Origin of the sequence: Gordonia sp. ALPHA1B1, assembly GCF_005502615.1 — a bacterium.
In the GTDB taxonomy this organism is placed as follows: domain Bacteria; phylum Actinomycetota; class Actinomycetes; order Mycobacteriales; family Mycobacteriaceae; genus Gordonia; species Gordonia hongkongensis.
In genome coordinates this window covers 1-16,344 of the sequence record NZ_SCOC01000023.1, presented here as the reverse complement: position 1 = coordinate 16,344, position 16,344 = coordinate 1, and the positions used below count along the sequence as shown (strand labels likewise).

Here is a 16,344-nt window from a genome sequence, read left to right as displayed (position 1 = left end):
TAGAGTGGAACTCATGGACTTTGATGCGTTCACCACTCTGTGGGAACGCCATCCCGCGTGGCGGCTCCTGCGCGCCCACCACTCCCCGCTCATCCTGACGTTTCTCGGGACATTCTTCGTCGAGGGCAACCGTGGTGCGAGTTCAGCTGGAGAACTGGCCACCGCTCTGGATGATCTGCTCTACGACCTGAACACCTCGCTACCCACCAACGACGGTTCGGTTCGATTTCCCAAAGAACCCCGCGCCTACCTCGAGGATTGGGCCGGCACCGAGGCTGGGTTCCTACGACGCTTCTACCCCTCCGGCGACGACGAGATCTATTACGAGGTGACGCCGGCTTTCGAGAAGGCGTACGCCTGGATCGTCTCTCTACAGGGCAGAGCGTTCGTCGGTACCGAGTCGCGACTGCACACCGTCGTCGAGCTTCTTCGGCAGATCGTGCACGGCACCGAGGTAGACCCCGAGGTTCGACTGGCAGAGCTGCGGCGGCGTCGCGCCGAGATCGATGCAGAAATCGCCGCCGCCGAGTGCGGCGAACTGGCGTATCTGGATCAGACCGGGGTTCGAGACCGCTATCAGCAGGTGGCGTCGACCGCACGTGAACTGCTCGCCGACTTCCGAGAGGTAGAAGAACAACTTCCGCCTTCTTGATCGCTCGGCCCGCGAGAAGATCGCGTCCTGGACCGGGCCCAAGGGCGAACTCCTCGCCGACCTGGTGGGCAGCCGATCCGAGATCGCCTCGTCCGATCAGGGTCGTAGCTTCGGGTCGTTCTACGAATTCTTGCTGTCCGATTCGCGCCAGACGGAACTGGCAGACTTGCTTGCGAAGGTGTCGTCGCTGGAGATGATCGACGTCGACGAGCGCATCCGCAGCATCCATCACGACTGGTCCGAGGCTGCCGACCGAACCCAGCGCATGGTCCGACAGATCTCTGAACAGCTACGCCGATTCCTCGACGATCAGGTCTGGCTGGAGAATCGCCGCGTACTCGACCTGGTCCGGTCCGTAGAGGCTAGCGCCCTCGAGATTCGTGGCAGGACACCAGATTTCGGGCTCACTGTGGATCAGACCGGTATCGAGATCGCGCTGCCGTTCGACAGGCCACTCTATCAACAACCCGCCTCTGCGACCGTCGAGAGTCGGGTCGAGGACGCGACCGAGAACCTGGACGCAGACCTGTTGTTCGCCCAGACGTTCGTCGACCAAGCCCGCCTGGCAGCCAACATCCGCAGCATCCTCCCGGAGAGATCGTCGGCACTGCTATCCGATGTGGTCACCATGTATCCGATAGAACAGGGTGCGGCCGAGATCGTCGGTTACCTCGCCCTCGACGATGACGATGTCAGCGTCGACATCGACGACACCGACGAGACCCTGCTCGAGTACGCCGACCCGAGTGACCCGAGCACGGTCAAACGTGCCCGGCTGCCGAGTGTCACTGTGAGGCGACGATGACCGACGACCACGCAATTTCGAGTGCCATAATCCGATTGATGCGGGGCGTGGTGTACCGCGAATCGGACGAGGACATCTGGGCCACACTCGAACGCTCGGGAGCCGGCGTACGCGATCACTTCACCACGATCGGCGTCGATGTCATCGTCGACGAGTCCGAGGGCTACGCCTATCTGCGCTCGCACCCGGAAGAGGAAGGCGAAGAGCCACTTCCGCGGTTGGTCCGCAGGCGGGCGCTGACCTACAACGTGAGCCTGCTGCTCGTGCTGCTACGCAAACGCCTGCTGGAGTTCGAGATCACCGGCGGTGAAGGACGACTCGTCCTGTCAACGGATCAGATCGTGGAGATGCTACAACTCTTCCAAGCCGAATCGACGAATGAGGCGCGCCTGGTCGAACAGGCCGATAACACCATCAAGAAGGCCGTCGAACTGGGCTTCCTGCGCCAGTTACGTGGGCAGACCGACCAGTGGGAGGTGCGTCGCATCATCAAGGCGTACGTGGATGCGCAAACACTGTCGGATTTCGCGGGCAAACTGCGCCAATACGCAGGAACCGCGGGCCCCGATGACTGACGGTCTGTTCTCAGCGGTCGAACTCGGGGGTGCCGGAGGCGCCGGGTTCCGATTGCAGCACGTCGAGGTGTTGAACTGGGGCCACCTTCGACCGACAGGTGTGGCGGCTCACCCCCGACACAGACACCGCACTACTCACCGGCGACATCGGGTCGGGCAAGTCGACGCTGGTGGATGCGGTGACCACACTGCTGATGCCCGCACACAAGATCGCTTACAACAGGGCCGCGGGAGCTGAGGCCAAGGAACGCACGCTTCGCTCCTACGTCGAAGGCCACTACAAGTCCGAACGACAGGAAGCAACCGGCCGCTCTCGCTCCAAAGGCCCTCGGCAGGAGCGCAATACATACTCGGTCATCCTGGGCGTCTTCAGCAATCGGGGATATGACGAGACGGTCACCCTGGCGCAGGTTTTCCAGCAGCGCGACACCGCCGGACAGCCCTACCGGTTCTACGTCACCGCAACCAAACAACTCGCCATCACGACGGACTTCGCCGATTTCGGTTCAGATTTGCGCGACCTTCGTAAACGCCTACGGTCCGGCGGGGCCGAGGTGGTCGACGAGTTCCCGAAGTACTCCACTTCGCTGCGCCGATTGCTAGGCATCCGATCAGAGCAGGCGTTGGAGCTACTACATCAGACCGTGTCGATGAAGTCCGTGGGCAATCTGAACGATTTCGTGCGCAACCACATGCTCGAGCCGAGCGACGCCGGCGAACGTGTCCGCGACATCATCGACCATTTCGACAATCTCACGAAGTCGTACGACGCGGTCAAACGCGCCCGCGAGCGCCCACTACTCGTCGAGGCGAAGAGATCGCTCGATGCTGCGAGCGCCGACGCCATCGGCCGAGAAAAAGAAGCGGCCCGACGTCAGGAGACCATCCGGACCGAGCTCGACGATCTGCAGAAACGCACCAGCAACCTGCCACCCGACCAGGTCCAGATACGCGAACAGCTGGCCACCGACACCGGCCTGACACCTGCCGACCTGCCCTACGCGGGTGAACTGATCGACGTCGTCGAAGAACACAGCGAGTGGCGTGGCGCTGCCGAACGTGTCTTGCGTGGCTTCGCACTGTCGCTACTGGTACCGCAGCAGCACTACGATGCCGTGACGAACTGGGTCAACTCCCGCCGACTCACGTTCCACAATCACGGCGGCCGGACTGTCGGTGCCCGACTCGTGTACGAACGAGTGCCGATCCGTCGAGTTCCCCTGCAGAGAAATGACTCTGATCTACCGATTCTCGCTGACTGCCTCGAGATCAAGAGCGGGCCGTTCGAGGGCTATCTGCGCGACGAACTCCTCCGGCGCGCCGAACATCAGCGGGCCGCCACCATCGAGGAGTTCCGCGCTGCCAAGCGCGCCGTCACCCGCGAAGGTCAGGTGCGGTCCGGTGGCCGTCACGAGAAGGACGACCGACACCGGGTCGACGACCCACGCCGATGGGTGCTCGGATGGGCCAATGAGCGCAAGATCGCGGTCCTACGAGAGGATCTCGACGAGTCCGACCGCGAGCGCGTGGCTGCTTCGGCGGAGGTGGTGGCGCTGTCGGAGGAACGCGACGCCACCCAGAATCGCAGCGAGTCCCTGGCGCGGCTGGAAGGATTCCATTCCTGGGCCGAGCTCGACATCGAGGAAGCACAACGACGCGTCGCCACCCACGAGGCCGAGCGCGCCCGGCTCGAATCGGGGTCCTCACGCCTTCGCGAGATCACCACGGCGCTGGAGCAGAACGCCGCGCTCGCGGATTCCACGGCTGCCGCGATCGACGACCTCACCGGCAAGCTCGCAACCACCGCCGCCGCGAGTCATCGGGCCGAGCAGGACAAGAAGAGCGACGACGAGTTCGTCGCGGACCACCCGGAGGCTGAACTCGACGCCGCACGAGCATGCTACGACGCTCTGGAACGTCGGCTGGACGGCGGTGTTCCGGCAAGGGCAGCAGACTGCACCACAGCTCAAACGACACTGACCGCGACGCTTCATCAACGGATCGAGCGCCTCACCCGCGAGCTCGGCGGCTTCGGACAGCGCCTGGCGCAGCACATGACCGAGGTTCTCCGCCGGTGGCCGGACCTGCGATCGGACATGGATGCCGACGTCGATGCCAGGGCGGATTTCGTCGCCCTCCGCGAACGGGTCGCGACCGACGATCTGCCGCGCTTCGAGTTCGAGTTCAAAGAACAGCTGAACAAGAACGCCATTCAAGAACTCGCCGGCTTCAACAACTGGCTCAACCGGCAGGCCGCATCCATCGACGAACGCGTGCGACGGATCAACGAAGCGCTGGGCGCCGTGCCCTACAACCCCGGTCGGTATATCCGGTTGGAGCGCGAGTCAACCACGAATCAGGATGTGGCACAGTTCCGCTCCGACCTGCGGAACCTGACGAGCGACAGTCTCGCAGTAGACGGCGATCAGTATTCGGAGCAGCGTTTCCTCGACGTCAAACGCATCATCGAGCGCTTCCGCGGACGGGACAATCACGCCGACCTCGACAAGAATTGGACGCGGCGTGTCACCGATGTGCGCAACTGGTTCGTGTTCTCCGCATCCGAACGCGATGGCGAGACGGACGTGGAGTGGGAACACTACAGCGATTCCGACGGCAAGTCAGGTGGGCAAAAAGAAAAGCTCGCCTATACGATCCTGGCCGCGTCCCTTGCCTACCAGTTCGGACTCGAGTGGGGTGTGAAGAAGTCGCGCGACTTCCGGTTCGCCGTCATCGATGAGGCATTCGGGCGCGGCTCTGACCTGTCGACCCGTTATGCGCTGGACCTGTTCGCCAAATTGGGTCTGCAGCTCCTGATCGTCACCCCTTTGCAGAAGGTGCACGTCATCGAGCCCTACGTGAAGGCGATCGGATTCGTCGACAATCCGACGGGCACTTTTTCACGCCTGCAGACGATGACGATTGAGGAATACCGGTCACGCCGTGACGGGCGTCTGCGGTGACCGATCGTTGGACCACCCCGGCCGACATCGCCGTCAAAGCCAGACGCCGCTGGGACGACGGGACGCTGCTCCGGACGTTTGCGAACCGAGAACCATTCGAGCCCATCGAGATTCCGCTGCGCGGGCCCACCGCGTCGCAGATAGGAGCAGATCTCGGCGCCGCTCGCGACTGGGTCACGGCGTTGGACGGCGGACGTCGTGGCGACACCAGGTACTCCCTCGTCTGGCAAACAATCGGCGGCCGGCACGTCGGGCGTAACACGCTTCCACGACGGGCGATCATCTCCACCTATGAGCAGGCGTGGGCACTTCTGAACGTGAAGGCAGCGGTACAGCAGTTCGAGAGGTTGCTCGAGCTCGCCGCCGACGATCCCGCGGTCCACGCGTGGCTGTTCCAGAACCCGTTTCGCGCAATAGATCTGGCATCGGAGTTTCCTCGACTGATCGACGCGCACCGATGGCTCGACACGCATCGGGACTCCCGACGCTTCCTGCGTGAGATCAGCGCACCTGGGGTCGACACCAAGTTCACCGAAAGGCACCGGGGAGTCTTGGCGTCGATACTCGGAGTGTCGTCGACGGCGTCCGGTTTCGTGACCGGGCTGGGTTTGCAGACGAAACCAGAGTTCGTGAGACTACGACCGTCACCGTCGCTGGGACTTCTCGAGCACGTTTCGGAGGTGAGCCTCCGAGCTGACGAGCTCACCCGGATCGACTTGCGTCCCTCGCGCGTCCTGGTCATCGAGAACGAGATCACCTATCTCAGCGTCGATGTTCCAGCCCACGGAGCCGTGTTCTGGGGCAAGGGATTCGAGGTCGACAGAATCGGGCGCCTTCCCTGGCTGACCGACGTGCCTGTTCGGTACTGGGGTGACCTCGACACACACGGCTTCGCGATTCTCGACCGGCTACGTGCCTGGCTTCCGCAGACCGAATCGATCTTGATGGATCGCGAAACATTGTTCGCGCATCGCGATCGATGGGTTACCGAGCCGAGCCCCACCACAGCCGCACTCCGCCACCTCTCACCCGCAGAACACGACCTGTACGCCGACCTCGCGGACGACTCGCTCGGTGAGCGGGTTCGGCTCGAGCAAGAACGCATCGACTGGGCGTGGGCTCTGGAGCACCTCGAAAGGTAGACGTGTGCCGACGATCAGATCTGCCACTGCACCGGCTGGGAGATGATGTCGCGGAGCCGTCGGCGGTAGTACCGGGCGGACTCCTGGTTGAAGACGTCCATCGCGGCCGCGGTGGCCTCGACATCGCGAGCGCGCATGGCGTCGAGGATGTCCTGCTGGAGTTCGAAGGCCGCGAGCCGCGTCGCGATGGGATGCTCGACGGGTTCGGCGTCGCGAACGAGCAGCCACAGCGTCTCCATGACCACCCGCAGTGCGGGATTGCCCGCCGCCTCGTACACCCCGCGCTGGAATGCGGCGTTGTTCTCCTGGAAGTTGGCGTGGTCCTCGGGATGGTCGCGCATCCGGTCCAGTGCCCGCTGCATCGACTCGATCTGCTCGTCGGTGACGTTCTGTGCCGCGGCCCGCGCGACCATCGGTTCGAGCATCAACCGGACGTCGATGACATCACTGATGTTCGCGCCGTTGATCTGGAGGAACAGCTTCATGATGTTGCCGAGCGAATCGAGTTCGGGCCGTTTGGCTATGGGCCCGCCGCCGATTCCCGCCTTGATCGTCACGAGGTCTCGGCTCTCGAGGAGCCGCAGTGCCTCACGCACCGTCGTGCGTGCCACGCCGAACTCGCTGACCATCTCCTTCTCGGTCGGCAGGCGCTGACCCTCGACGATGCCACCGCCGAGGATCTGATCGGCCACCATGTTGGCCACCCGCGCGGACATCTTCTGCCCGCGCGGCTGCCGGGTGGCGGGCTCGTCGGCGACGGTCATGCGGCTCCCGTGTCTCGGCTGATCGGTCGGTGCCGACACCTTACCCGCCCGCACCTGCTCTCTAGTTCGGATCGGGGCGGCAACGGTCGCCCCCGAACGATCGGTGCGGTGGCGAGACGACCCGTCGTCGTAACTGTGTACATATTTTGCTCGCTCGATTACCGTGAGTCCCGTTCCGTTCGTTCGCGCCGGGGCCCCGACCGCCCGCCCGCGCAGTCCACGACAGATAGGCACCCATGCAGACCACCTCCCCGGCCTCCGGGAACCTCTCCGTCACCGTGCACCAGCCCGGTATCGCACTCGTCGAGCTCTCGCGGGGCAAGGTCAACGCCATCGACGGGCAGATGTACGAGGACATCGCGGCGACGTTCGACGCGCTGTCCGACGACCAGGACGTGCGCGTGATCGTGCTGACCGGTCAGGGCCGCATCTTCAGCGCGGGCAACGACATCAACGAGTTCCGGACGATGTCCACCGTCAGCGGCGACATCGCGATGCGGCGGGCCCGGCGGGCGCTGTTCAGCGTGCGCGAGTGTCACCTCCCCGTGGTGTCCGCGGTGAACGGCCCGGCCCTGGGAAGCGGGTTCGGACTCGTCGCGCTCTCCGACCTCGTGGTCGCGTCCGAACGCGCCACCTTCGGACTGCCCGAGATGAACGTCGGGGTCCTCGGCGGTGGTCGCTTCACCGCCCGCATGTTGCCCCAGCAGGCGATGCGCCGCATGTTCCTCACCGCCGAACCGGTCGACGCGTCGACCCTGGAGCGGTGGGGAGCACCGATCGAGGTCGTCGCCCACGACGATCTCCTGGAGATCGCGACAGCCCGCGCGCGCTCGATCGCGGAGAAGAGCAGGCACGCCATCGTGCTCGCCAAACAATCTCTGAACGGCTGCGAAGATCTCGACATCCGTCGCGGTTACGAGCTCGAGCAGTCCTTCACCGTGCGATTGTCCGAACACCCCGACTCCAAGACCGCGGTGGAGGCCCAGGTCGCCGACCTCGCACGCAAGTGACGACGTCGGGTCCGCGCCATCGGGACGCGGACCCGACGCACCGCGTCAGTCCGTCGCGATGGTCAGCAGGAGATCCCCGCCGTCGACCTCGGTCGATCCCGACACCGTGACACGCTGCACGATCCCGGTGACCGGCGCGGAGATCGAGGCCTCCATCTTCATCGCCTCGATCGTGCCGATCGGTTCACCCCGGCGGAGTTCGTCGCCCTCCTTCACCGACAGCGTCACCACACCGGCGAAGGGTGCGGCGAGTTGCCCCGGGAGGGCGGGGTCGGCCTTCTCCGCGGTGCGTGTCGTCGACTCGACCGAGCGGTCGCGCACCCGAACCGGCCGCAGTTGCCCGTTGAGGATGCAGAGCACGTTGCGCATCCCGGACTCGTCCGGGTCGGAGATCGCCTCGAGCCCGATGAGCAGTTCGACGCCCTTCTCCAGCTCCACGCGATGTTCCTCGTCCTGGCGCAGGCCGTAGAAGAACTGGTTGGTGGACAGCCGAGACGTGTCGCCATAGGTCTCGCGGTGCTCGCGGAACTCACGATTCGGTCCGGGGAACAGCAACCGGTTGAGCGCATCACGACGCTCCGCCGACGTACCGGCGAGCGCCGCGAGGTCGCTCTCGGTCAGGGCGGTCACCGGGCGAGGGTCGGTGCGGCCCTCGAGGGCGCGCGTGCGGAGCGGCTCCGGCCACCCGCCCGCGGGCTCGCCCAGATCGCCCCGCAGGAAATCCACCACCGAGTCCGGGATGTCGTAGGCCGTCGGATCGTCCGCGAACTCGGCGGCGCTCGCGCCGGCGCCGACGAGTGCCAGCGCGAGATCGCCGACGACCTTCGACGACGGTGTCACCTTGATCAGTCGCCCGAGCACGGTGTCGGCGCCCGCGTAGGCCGCCTCGATGTCCTCGAACCGGTCCGCCAGCCCCAATGCCAGGGCCTGCTGCCGCAGGTTGGACAGCTGGCCGCCGGGGATCTCGTGGGCATAGACCCGGCCGGTGGGTGCCGGCAAGCCCGTGTCGAACGGCGAGTACGCCGCCCGGACCGCCTCCCAATATGGCTCGAGAGCGCAGCAGGCCGCGAGGTCGATCCCGGTGTCGCGGTCGGTGTTCGCCGTCGCGGCGACGATCGCCGACAACGGTGGCTGACTCGTCGTGCCGGCCAGCGGTGCGCTCGCCCCGTCCACCGCGTCCACCCCGGCCTCCCAGGCGGCGAGGTAGGTGGCCAGCTGCCCGCCGGCGGTGTCGTGGCTGTGCAGATGGACGGGCAGGTCGAACCGCGACCGCAAGGCGCGCACCAGGGTCGACGCCGCGGCCGGGCGCAACAGGCCCGCCATGTCCTTGATCGCCAGGACGTGTGCGCCCGCGTCGACGATCCGTTCGGCCAGCTTCAGGTAGTAGTCCAGGGTGTACAGGGTCTCGCCGGGATCAGAGAGGTCGCCGGTGTAGGACATGGCCACCTCCGCCACCGCGGTCCCCGTCTCCCGCACCGCGTCGATGGCCGGCCGCATCGCGTCGATGTTGTTCAACGCGTCGAAGATCCGGAAGACGTCGACACCCGTGGCCGCCGCCTCGCGGACGAATGCGTCGTTCACCTCCACCGGGTACGGCGTGTACCCGACGGTGTTCTTGCCGCGCAACAGCATCTGCAGGCAGACGTTGGGCATCGCCGTGCGCAGGGCCGCCAGGCGTTCCCAGGGATCCTCCTTGAGGAATCGCAGCGCGACGTCGTAGGTCGCCCCACCCCACGCCTCGACCGACCACAGCTGTGGGGTCATCCGCGCGACGTGTGGTGCGACGGTCACCAGGTCGCGGCTGCGCACGCGGGTGGCGAGCAGCGACTGATGCGCGTCGCGGAAGGTGGTGTCGGTCAGCGCGAGTGCCGTCGACGCGCGGAGCTCGGCGGCGAAACCGTCCGGCCCCAGCTCCCGGAGTCGATCGCGGGACCCCGGCGGCGGTGGGGACGTGAGGTCGATCGCCGGCAGTTTGTCGACCGGGTACACCGCGGACGGTCGCTCGCCGTGCGGTCGGTTCACGGTGACGTCGGCGAGATACCGCAGGATCCGGGTACCGCGGTCGGCGGAGGCGTGCTGCTCGAGCAGGTCCGGTCGGGATTCGATGAACGAGGTGGTGACCCGCCACGCGCCGAAGTCGTCGTCGGCGAGAACCGCCTGCAGGAACGGGATGTTGGTGGCGACGCCCCGGACCCGGAACTCGGCGATCGCACGACGTGCGCGCGCCCGCGCGGTCTCCAGGTCCCGGCCGCGACAGGTCAGCTTCACGAGCATCGAGTCGAAGTGGGAGCCGATCTCGGACCCCAGTCCGACGCTCCCGTCCAGACGGACACCCGAGCCACCGGGCGTGCGGTAGGCGGTGATCCGCCCGGTGTCGGGCCGGAAGCCGTCGGTCACGTCCTCGGTCGTGATGCGGCATTGCACTGCCGCGCCGCGGATCTCGATCGAATCCTGGGTCAGTCCCAGCTCCCGCAGCGTCGCACCGGATGCGATCTGCATCTGGGTGGCGACGAGATCGACGTCGGTGATCTCCTCGGTGATCGTGTGTTCCACCTGGATGCGCGGGTTCATCTCGATGAACACGTGCCGACCGTCGGAACCGAGCAGGAACTCGACGGTCCCGGCGCAGGTGTACCCGATGTGCCTGGCGAAAGCCACTGCATCCGAACAGATCCGATCACGGACAGCCGGGTCGAGCGCGGGTGCGGGGGCCACCTCGACGACCTTCTGGTGGCGGCGCTGGAGCGAACAGTCGCGTTCGTAGAGATGGATGACCTCGCCGGTGGCGTCCCCGAGGATCTGCACCTCGATGTGCCGGGCGTCGACCACCGCCCGCTCCAGGAAGACCGTGCCGTCGCCGAAGGCCGTCGTGGCCTCGCGCGAGGCCGCCTCGATCGCCCCGCGCAGCCGCGACGGCTCATCGACGCGACGCATGCCGCGCCCGCCACCACCGGCGACCGCCTTGACGAACAAGGGGAAACCGACCGCATCAGCCGCGGCCACGAGCTCGTCGACATCACTCGACGGGGTCGACGAGGTCAGCACCGGGAGACCGGCCTCGGCGGCGGCCGCCACGGCCCGGGACTTGTCGCCGGCGAGTTCGAGCACCTCGGCGGACGGGCCGATGAAGGTGATCTGCCGGGTCGCACACGCCCGGGCCAGCTCAGCGTTCTCGGAGAGGAAGCCGTACCCGGGGTACACCGCATCGGCTCCGGACGTCGCCGCGACGCGGACCATCTCGTCGACCGAGAGGTACGCGCGGACCGGATGCCCGCGTTCGCCGATCTCGTAGGCTTCGAACGCCTTGGCTCGATGAACGGAGTTGCGGTCCTCGTGGGGGTAGACGGCCACCGTGCTCGCGCCAAGCTCGACCGCGGCACGAAAAGCCCGTACCGCGATCTCGCCTCTGTTCACGACCAGCACCTTCTCGAACATGGGTTTCCTTTCGTCACCGGATGCGCCGGAAGTAGCCACGCGAGAAGCGGGCGGCGCGGGAAGGATGTGACCCACATCTCTGGGCCTGACGTCAGGTTACTCTATTCGAAGTAAAGTTACTTAGCGCCGCAACTGGCGGAGTCTTTACCCTCAAACTGCTGAGAAATATCTCTGTACATGTTTCCATCTGTCGCAGGTTTCTATAGTGTGACTTGACATACAGCCTGTCACCTCGATGAGGAGGAACACATGAGTGACGAGCAGTCCGCGGGGGCGGTCGACATCGATCGCTGGATCACCGACTGGGAGTTCAGCAGCCGATACCCGGTGTACACACGCGCCAACGCCGGCGAAGTGCTGCCCGACCCGTCGAGTCCGCTGAACGTCACGATGGTCTGGAACAAGGGCCTCAACATCGGCTGGCGCCAGGGCTACGTCGACAACCTCGGCACTCACCTTGCCGAGGAGATCGACGAGGTGATGCCCGAGATCATCGGCAACTTCGGCGGCTACCACTACACGAACTTCTCGATGACCGAGCTCAACGGCGCCCGGCTCCCGGGGCTGACCGTGCCGGTGTGGAACAGCCTGTGGGTGGGCGACCATCCCGACATCCCCGAGTACGTACCCAAGCCGGGCGACGAGAACGCCGAACTGACGGCTGGTCTCGCCGAGAAGACCGCCTGGGCTCTCACGACCGATGAGTTCCCCGAAGCCGAGGAGGCCAAGCGGCGCGCCGACCGGGCACGCGACCAGCGTCCCGATCTCGCCGCGATGAGCGATGCCGAACTCGTCGGCCACGCTCGCTCGCTGCTCCCCGACCTCATCTACTGCTACGCCTATCACCCGGTCACCACGACGCTGTCGACGATGGGTCCGGCCGTGGCCGGTCAACTCCTCGAAACCATCGGCGAGGCAGACAACCTCGGCGATCTGCTCAGCGGACTGGGCGGCGTGGACTCGGCCGCCCCGTCGTATGCGATGTGGAAGCTCGGGCGCCTCGTCGCCGGTTCGTCCGAACTGACCGGGATCTTCGACGACGGACTCGCCTCCGCCCTCGACGCGATCACCGCGAGTGACTCCGCCGACGCCGCGAGGTTCCGAGAGGAGTTCGACGACTTCCTCTACCGCTACGGCTCGCGCGCACCGAACGAATGGGACATCCGATCCGACAGCTGGGAGACCAAACCCGTGCTGGCACTGATGGCCATCAACGGGATGCGCAACAGCCCGCCGGAGGCCGATCCCGAAGCGATCCTGCGCCGCAATCAGGACAAGCGTCTCGCCCTCACCGAGGAGCTCGCCGCCAAGATGCCCGACGCGGAGTCGGCCACGGCGTTCCGCAACGCCGCGAAGTCGATCACCAAGTTCATGCCGTGGCGGGAGCGCACGAAGACCGCGTGCGTGAAGATCATGGGTGAGATGCGGGCCGCCCTCTACGAACTCGGACACCGGATGGTCGGACGCGGGATCATGGACGACCATCACGACATCACGATGCTCGTCGACGACGAGCTCGATCGCTTTGTCGCCGAACCCGAGTCGTTCGCGGACACCATCAAGGAGCGACGCGAGCAGTATCTCGCCCTGTTCGATCTGCAACCGCCGTTCTTCCTGTTCGAACCGCTCCCCCTCTCGCAGTGGCCCCGGCGCACCGGGCAGCGGGTGGACCCCGCGGTGCCCGGTGACGTCCTCTCCGGAGTCGGCGGCGCCCCGGGCGTCGCCCGGGGACGTGCGCGAATCCTGCACGACCCGTACGAGGCCGAGCAGCTGGAGGAAGGCGACATCCTCGTCGCACCGCAGACCGATCCCGCCTGGACGCCGTTGTTCGTCTTCGCGGGCGGTGTCGTCGTGAATGTCGGCGCGACGATCACCCACTCGTCCATCGTGTGTCGTGAGCTCGGAATCCCATGCGCCGTATCGGTTCAGGACGCGACGGCCCGCATCCCGGACGGCGCGATGATCGAGGTCGACGGCAACACCGGGCCGGTGACGATCCTCTGATGGCGATGACTGACGGCGCCCGCGGCACGACGATCGGGCTCGCCCTCCCCCAGCTCGGCGAGCACGTTGATGCCGCGGCCGTCCGCGACTTCGCGGTGGCCGCCGAGGAACTCGGATTCACCGGACTGTGGGCGCAGGAACACCTCTTCTACTCCGAGCAGAACGCGTCGGTCTACGGTGGCCGGCACACCACGGCGGTGCACCCCGCCTACCGTTCGGTGCTCGGGGCCACCGAGCTCATGGCATTCGTCGCGTCGTGCACCCGGCGGGCGCTGATCGGGAGCAGCATCCTGGTCGCCGGGTACCACCGTCCGGTCGAGCTCGCACAGCGTCTGGCCACTCTCGACGTGCTCTCCGGCGGACGTCTCGTCGCCGGGCTGGGCGTCGGCTGGTCCGACGAAGAACATCGACTCATGGACGTCGACCCCCGGACGCGCGGGCGCCGGATGGACGAACTCGTCCGCGCCGTCCAGGCGTGCTGGGGACCGGATCCCGTCGAGTTCGACGGGGAGTTCTTCACCATTCCGACCTCCACCGTGCGGCCGAAACCGGTCCAGACACCGCATCCGCCGCTGCTGTCCGGGCTGCGGTCGGAACGCGGTCTCGCCCGCACCGCCGCACTGTTCGACATCTGGAATCCCAGCAGCGGCACAGCCGAGGCCCTGCAAGCCCAGCTCGACGGGATGGCCGCGCAGCGTCCCGCCGGACGGGCCCCGGTCCGGCTGTTCCTGCGGTCCTACCTCCAGCGCCCCACCGACCCGGTGGGATCCGGCGGACAGGGCATCGACGGTGTGGCCGCCGATATCGCCACCGCGAAGGCGGTCGGTGCGGAACACTTCATCATCGAATGCAATTTCTCCGACGACGTCCGGTCGCCGGAGGACTGGGCCACCATGCCCGAGCGGCTGGCGCCGCTGATCCAACTCGTGCGCGACGACAGCTCCGCGGTGCCCGACTCGTCGGGCGCCGCCCGGCCCCAGAAGGAGAACGCATCATGAAAGCTGCTGTCTGGGAGGGCAGTACACCGACACTCACCGTCGAGGAGATCCCGCGCCCGACGCCCCGTCGTGGCGAGATCCTGCTCAAGGTCACCGCGTGCGGGGTCTGTCACACCGACCTGCACGTACTGAAGTCGGAGGTGAACTTCCCCGCTCCCGCGGTCCTCGGCCACGAGGTCTCCGGCGTGGTCGAGGAACTCGGCGACGGCGTCGACACCCTCGCGGTGGGCGATCGGGTCGTGTGCAGCTTCATCATGCCGTGCGGCGAGTGTCGCCACTGCGCGCGCGGACTGGACGACCTGTGCGAGAAGTTCTTCGCCCACAACCGGCTCAAGGGCACGCTCTACGACGGCGAGACCCGGTTGGCCCGCGCCGACGGCACCCCGCTGGCGATGTACTCGATGGGCGGACTCGCCGAGTACTGCGTCGTCCCCGCGTCGGACGCCTTCGTCGTCCCCGACGGGGTCGGACTAGGTGAGGTCTCCATCCTCGGCTGCAGTTCGTTCACCGCGCTCGGCGCCGTGACCAACGCCGAGCTGCGGCTGGCCGACCGCATCGCCGTCGTGGCGGCCGGCGGCGTGGGATCGTCGATAGTCCAGTTCGCGGCGGCGGCCGGAGTCGCCCAGATCATCGCGATCGACGTCAACGACGACAAGCTCAAGGCGGTGGCCGAGCTCGGTGCGACCCACACCGTGAACTCGCGCGACACCGACGTCGTCGCCGAGGTACGGGCACTGACCGACGGCCACGGCGTCGACGTCGCCTTCGAGGCCCTCGGGCATCCGAGCACATTCGCGACCGCGCTGGACATCCTCGACGACGGGGGCCGCGCCGTGGTCGTCGGGATCGCGCCGGCCGGCACGCCCGGTGAGCTCGATCTGGCCCGTCTCGTGCGCCGCAGCCTGCAGATCCGCGGTTCCTATGGCGCGAAGGCACGACGTGACATGCCGGCGCTGCTGCGCATGGTCGCCGGCGGGATCGTGGAGCCGGAACGTGTGATCACCCGCCGCTACCGCCTCGACGAGGTCGACGAGGCCTACCAGGCCCTCGCCCGCGGCGAGATCGTCGGCCGGGCGATCATCGAGATGGACTCCGAATGACCGAGACCGTGTCCGGCACCGTCGCCATCGTGACCGGTGCCGGCTCGGGCATCGGCCGTGCGGTGACCGAGCTCTTGGTCGGTCGCGGGAGTTCGGTTGTCGCGGTCGACAACTCGCCTGCGGTTCTCGACGAGCTCGCGGACCGGCCGCGGGTCGTCCCGCTCGTGGGGGATGTGACGTCGGCCGAGGACAACCGGCGCGCGGTCGAGACGGCGGAACAGCGCTTCGGCCGGCTCGACGCGTTGATCCTCAATGCCGGGGTGCCCGCTTCCGGGTCCATCGAAACCCTGGACCTCGACGTCTTCGACCGATCCCTCGATGTCAACCTCCGGTCGGTGGTTCTCGGTGTGCGCGAGGCGATCCCCGCCTTCCGGCGATCCGGGGGCGGTGCGGTGGTGGTGACGGCGTCGGCGACGGCCCTGGGCGGCGAACCCAACCGCTGGCCGTACGCCGCGGCGAAGGCCGGCGCGGTCAACCTCGCCCGGTCACTGGCCCTTGACCTCGCCGTCGACGGCATCCGGGTCAACTCAGTCTGCCCCGGCCCCATCGAGACCGGAATGACACGACGCATCGCGGTCAACACCCCCGAACGCTACGAGTCCCTGCGTCGGATGGTCCCCCTGCAACGCTGGGGCACGGCCGATGAGGTCGCCGAGGTGATCGCGTTCCTCGCCTCGCCGCTGGCCTCGTTCGTCATCACCGGTGCCATCCTCAGCGTCGACGGTGGGACCGCGTCCTACTGAGTTACGCCCCTCTGCAACCTGGCGACAGCCCGTCTGCCACCGCTCCTCGCACCTCAGTATCTGCGGCCTGGCGGCCGTCGTGGGGGTCGAAGAGTTCGTGCTGGTCACCGGCGCGTGGGGGGTTGATAGTGGAGGGGTGGGATGCGGTGACCT

The 16,344-nt window shown here is 66.7% G+C and carries 9 protein-coding genes and 2 pseudogenes; 9 read left to right on the top strand and 2 right to left on the bottom strand.

Going from position 1 to position 16,344, the window contains the following annotated elements; all coding sequences use genetic code 11:
* The first annotated feature begins 13 nt into the window (after positions 1–13).
* From FFS52_RS15690 to FFS52_RS15675, 4 genes and pseudogenes are all read left to right on the top strand, one after another.
* Positions 14–1,457: pseudogene (locus tag FFS52_RS15690) on the top strand (DUF3375 domain-containing protein).
* Positions 1,454–2,032: a DUF4194 domain-containing protein gene (locus FFS52_RS15685; protein WP_065629471.1), complete on the top strand. Its 579-nt coding sequence runs from the start codon at positions 1,454–1,456 to the stop codon at positions 2,030–2,032. Before FFS52_RS15690 ends, FFS52_RS15685 begins: the two are co-directional and overlap by 4 nt.
* Positions 2,025–4,995: pseudogene (locus FFS52_RS15680) on the top strand (ATP-binding protein). The gene FFS52_RS15685 and the pseudogene FFS52_RS15680 overlap by 8 nt, the downstream one beginning before the upstream one ends.
* The gene (locus FFS52_RS15675; protein ID WP_137810244.1) at positions 4,992–6,137 is read left to right on the top strand and encodes a Wadjet anti-phage system protein JetD domain-containing protein; all 1,146 of its coding nucleotides are present in this window, start codon (positions 4,992–4,994) and stop codon (positions 6,135–6,137) included. The pseudogene FFS52_RS15680 and the gene FFS52_RS15675 overlap by 4 nt, the downstream one beginning before the upstream one ends.
* A 14-nt stretch (positions 6,138–6,151) precedes the next feature.
* Here FFS52_RS15675 and FFS52_RS15670 read toward each other — a convergent pair whose 3' ends face one another.
* Positions 6,152–6,901 (bottom strand): FCD domain-containing protein, encoded by a 750-nt coding sequence (locus tag FFS52_RS15670; RefSeq protein ID WP_137810243.1) that lies wholly within the window; start codon positions 6,899–6,901, stop codon positions 6,152–6,154.
* A 236-nt stretch (positions 6,902–7,137) separates the two neighbouring features.
* On the opposite strand from FFS52_RS15670, the gene FFS52_RS15665 reads away from it, so the two are divergent.
* A complete protein-coding gene (locus FFS52_RS15665) occupies positions 7,138–7,911 on the top strand; it encodes an enoyl-CoA hydratase-related protein (RefSeq protein WP_058252827.1) in 774 nt (257 codons plus the stop codon).
* Positions 7,912–7,956: 45 nt separating this feature from the next.
* Here the strand turns inward: FFS52_RS15665 and FFS52_RS15660 are convergent, their stop codons facing one another.
* On the bottom strand, positions 7,957–11,346 hold the full coding sequence (locus tag FFS52_RS15660; protein WP_137810242.1) for a pyruvate carboxylase: 3,390 nt from the start codon (positions 11,344–11,346) through the stop codon (positions 7,957–7,959).
* 249 nt (positions 11,347–11,595) lie between these two features.
* Here FFS52_RS15660 and FFS52_RS15655 point away from each other — a divergent pair, with 249 nt between their 5' ends.
* The 4 genes from FFS52_RS15655 to FFS52_RS15640 are packed head-to-tail and all read left to right on the top strand — an operon-like array spanning position 11,596 to position 16,191.
* A complete protein-coding gene (locus FFS52_RS15655) occupies positions 11,596–13,350 on the top strand; it encodes a PEP-utilizing enzyme (RefSeq protein ID WP_137810241.1) in 1,755 nt (584 codons plus the stop codon).
* Positions 13,350–14,348 (top strand): TIGR03619 family F420-dependent LLM class oxidoreductase, encoded by a 999-nt coding sequence (locus FFS52_RS15650; RefSeq protein WP_238994968.1) that lies wholly within the window; start codon positions 13,350–13,352, stop codon positions 14,346–14,348. The genes FFS52_RS15655 and FFS52_RS15650 overlap by 1 nt, the downstream gene beginning before the upstream one ends.
* Positions 14,345–15,448 (top strand): zinc-binding dehydrogenase, encoded by a 1,104-nt coding sequence (locus FFS52_RS15645; protein WP_068972148.1) that lies wholly within the window; start codon positions 14,345–14,347, stop codon positions 15,446–15,448. Before FFS52_RS15650 ends, FFS52_RS15645 begins: the two co-directional genes overlap by 4 nt.
* On the top strand, positions 15,445–16,191 hold the full coding sequence (locus FFS52_RS15640; RefSeq protein ID WP_171011653.1) for an SDR family NAD(P)-dependent oxidoreductase: 747 nt from the start codon (positions 15,445–15,447) through the stop codon (positions 16,189–16,191). The genes FFS52_RS15645 and FFS52_RS15640 overlap by 4 nt, the downstream gene beginning before the upstream one ends.
* Positions 16,192–16,344 lie beyond the last annotated feature (153 nt).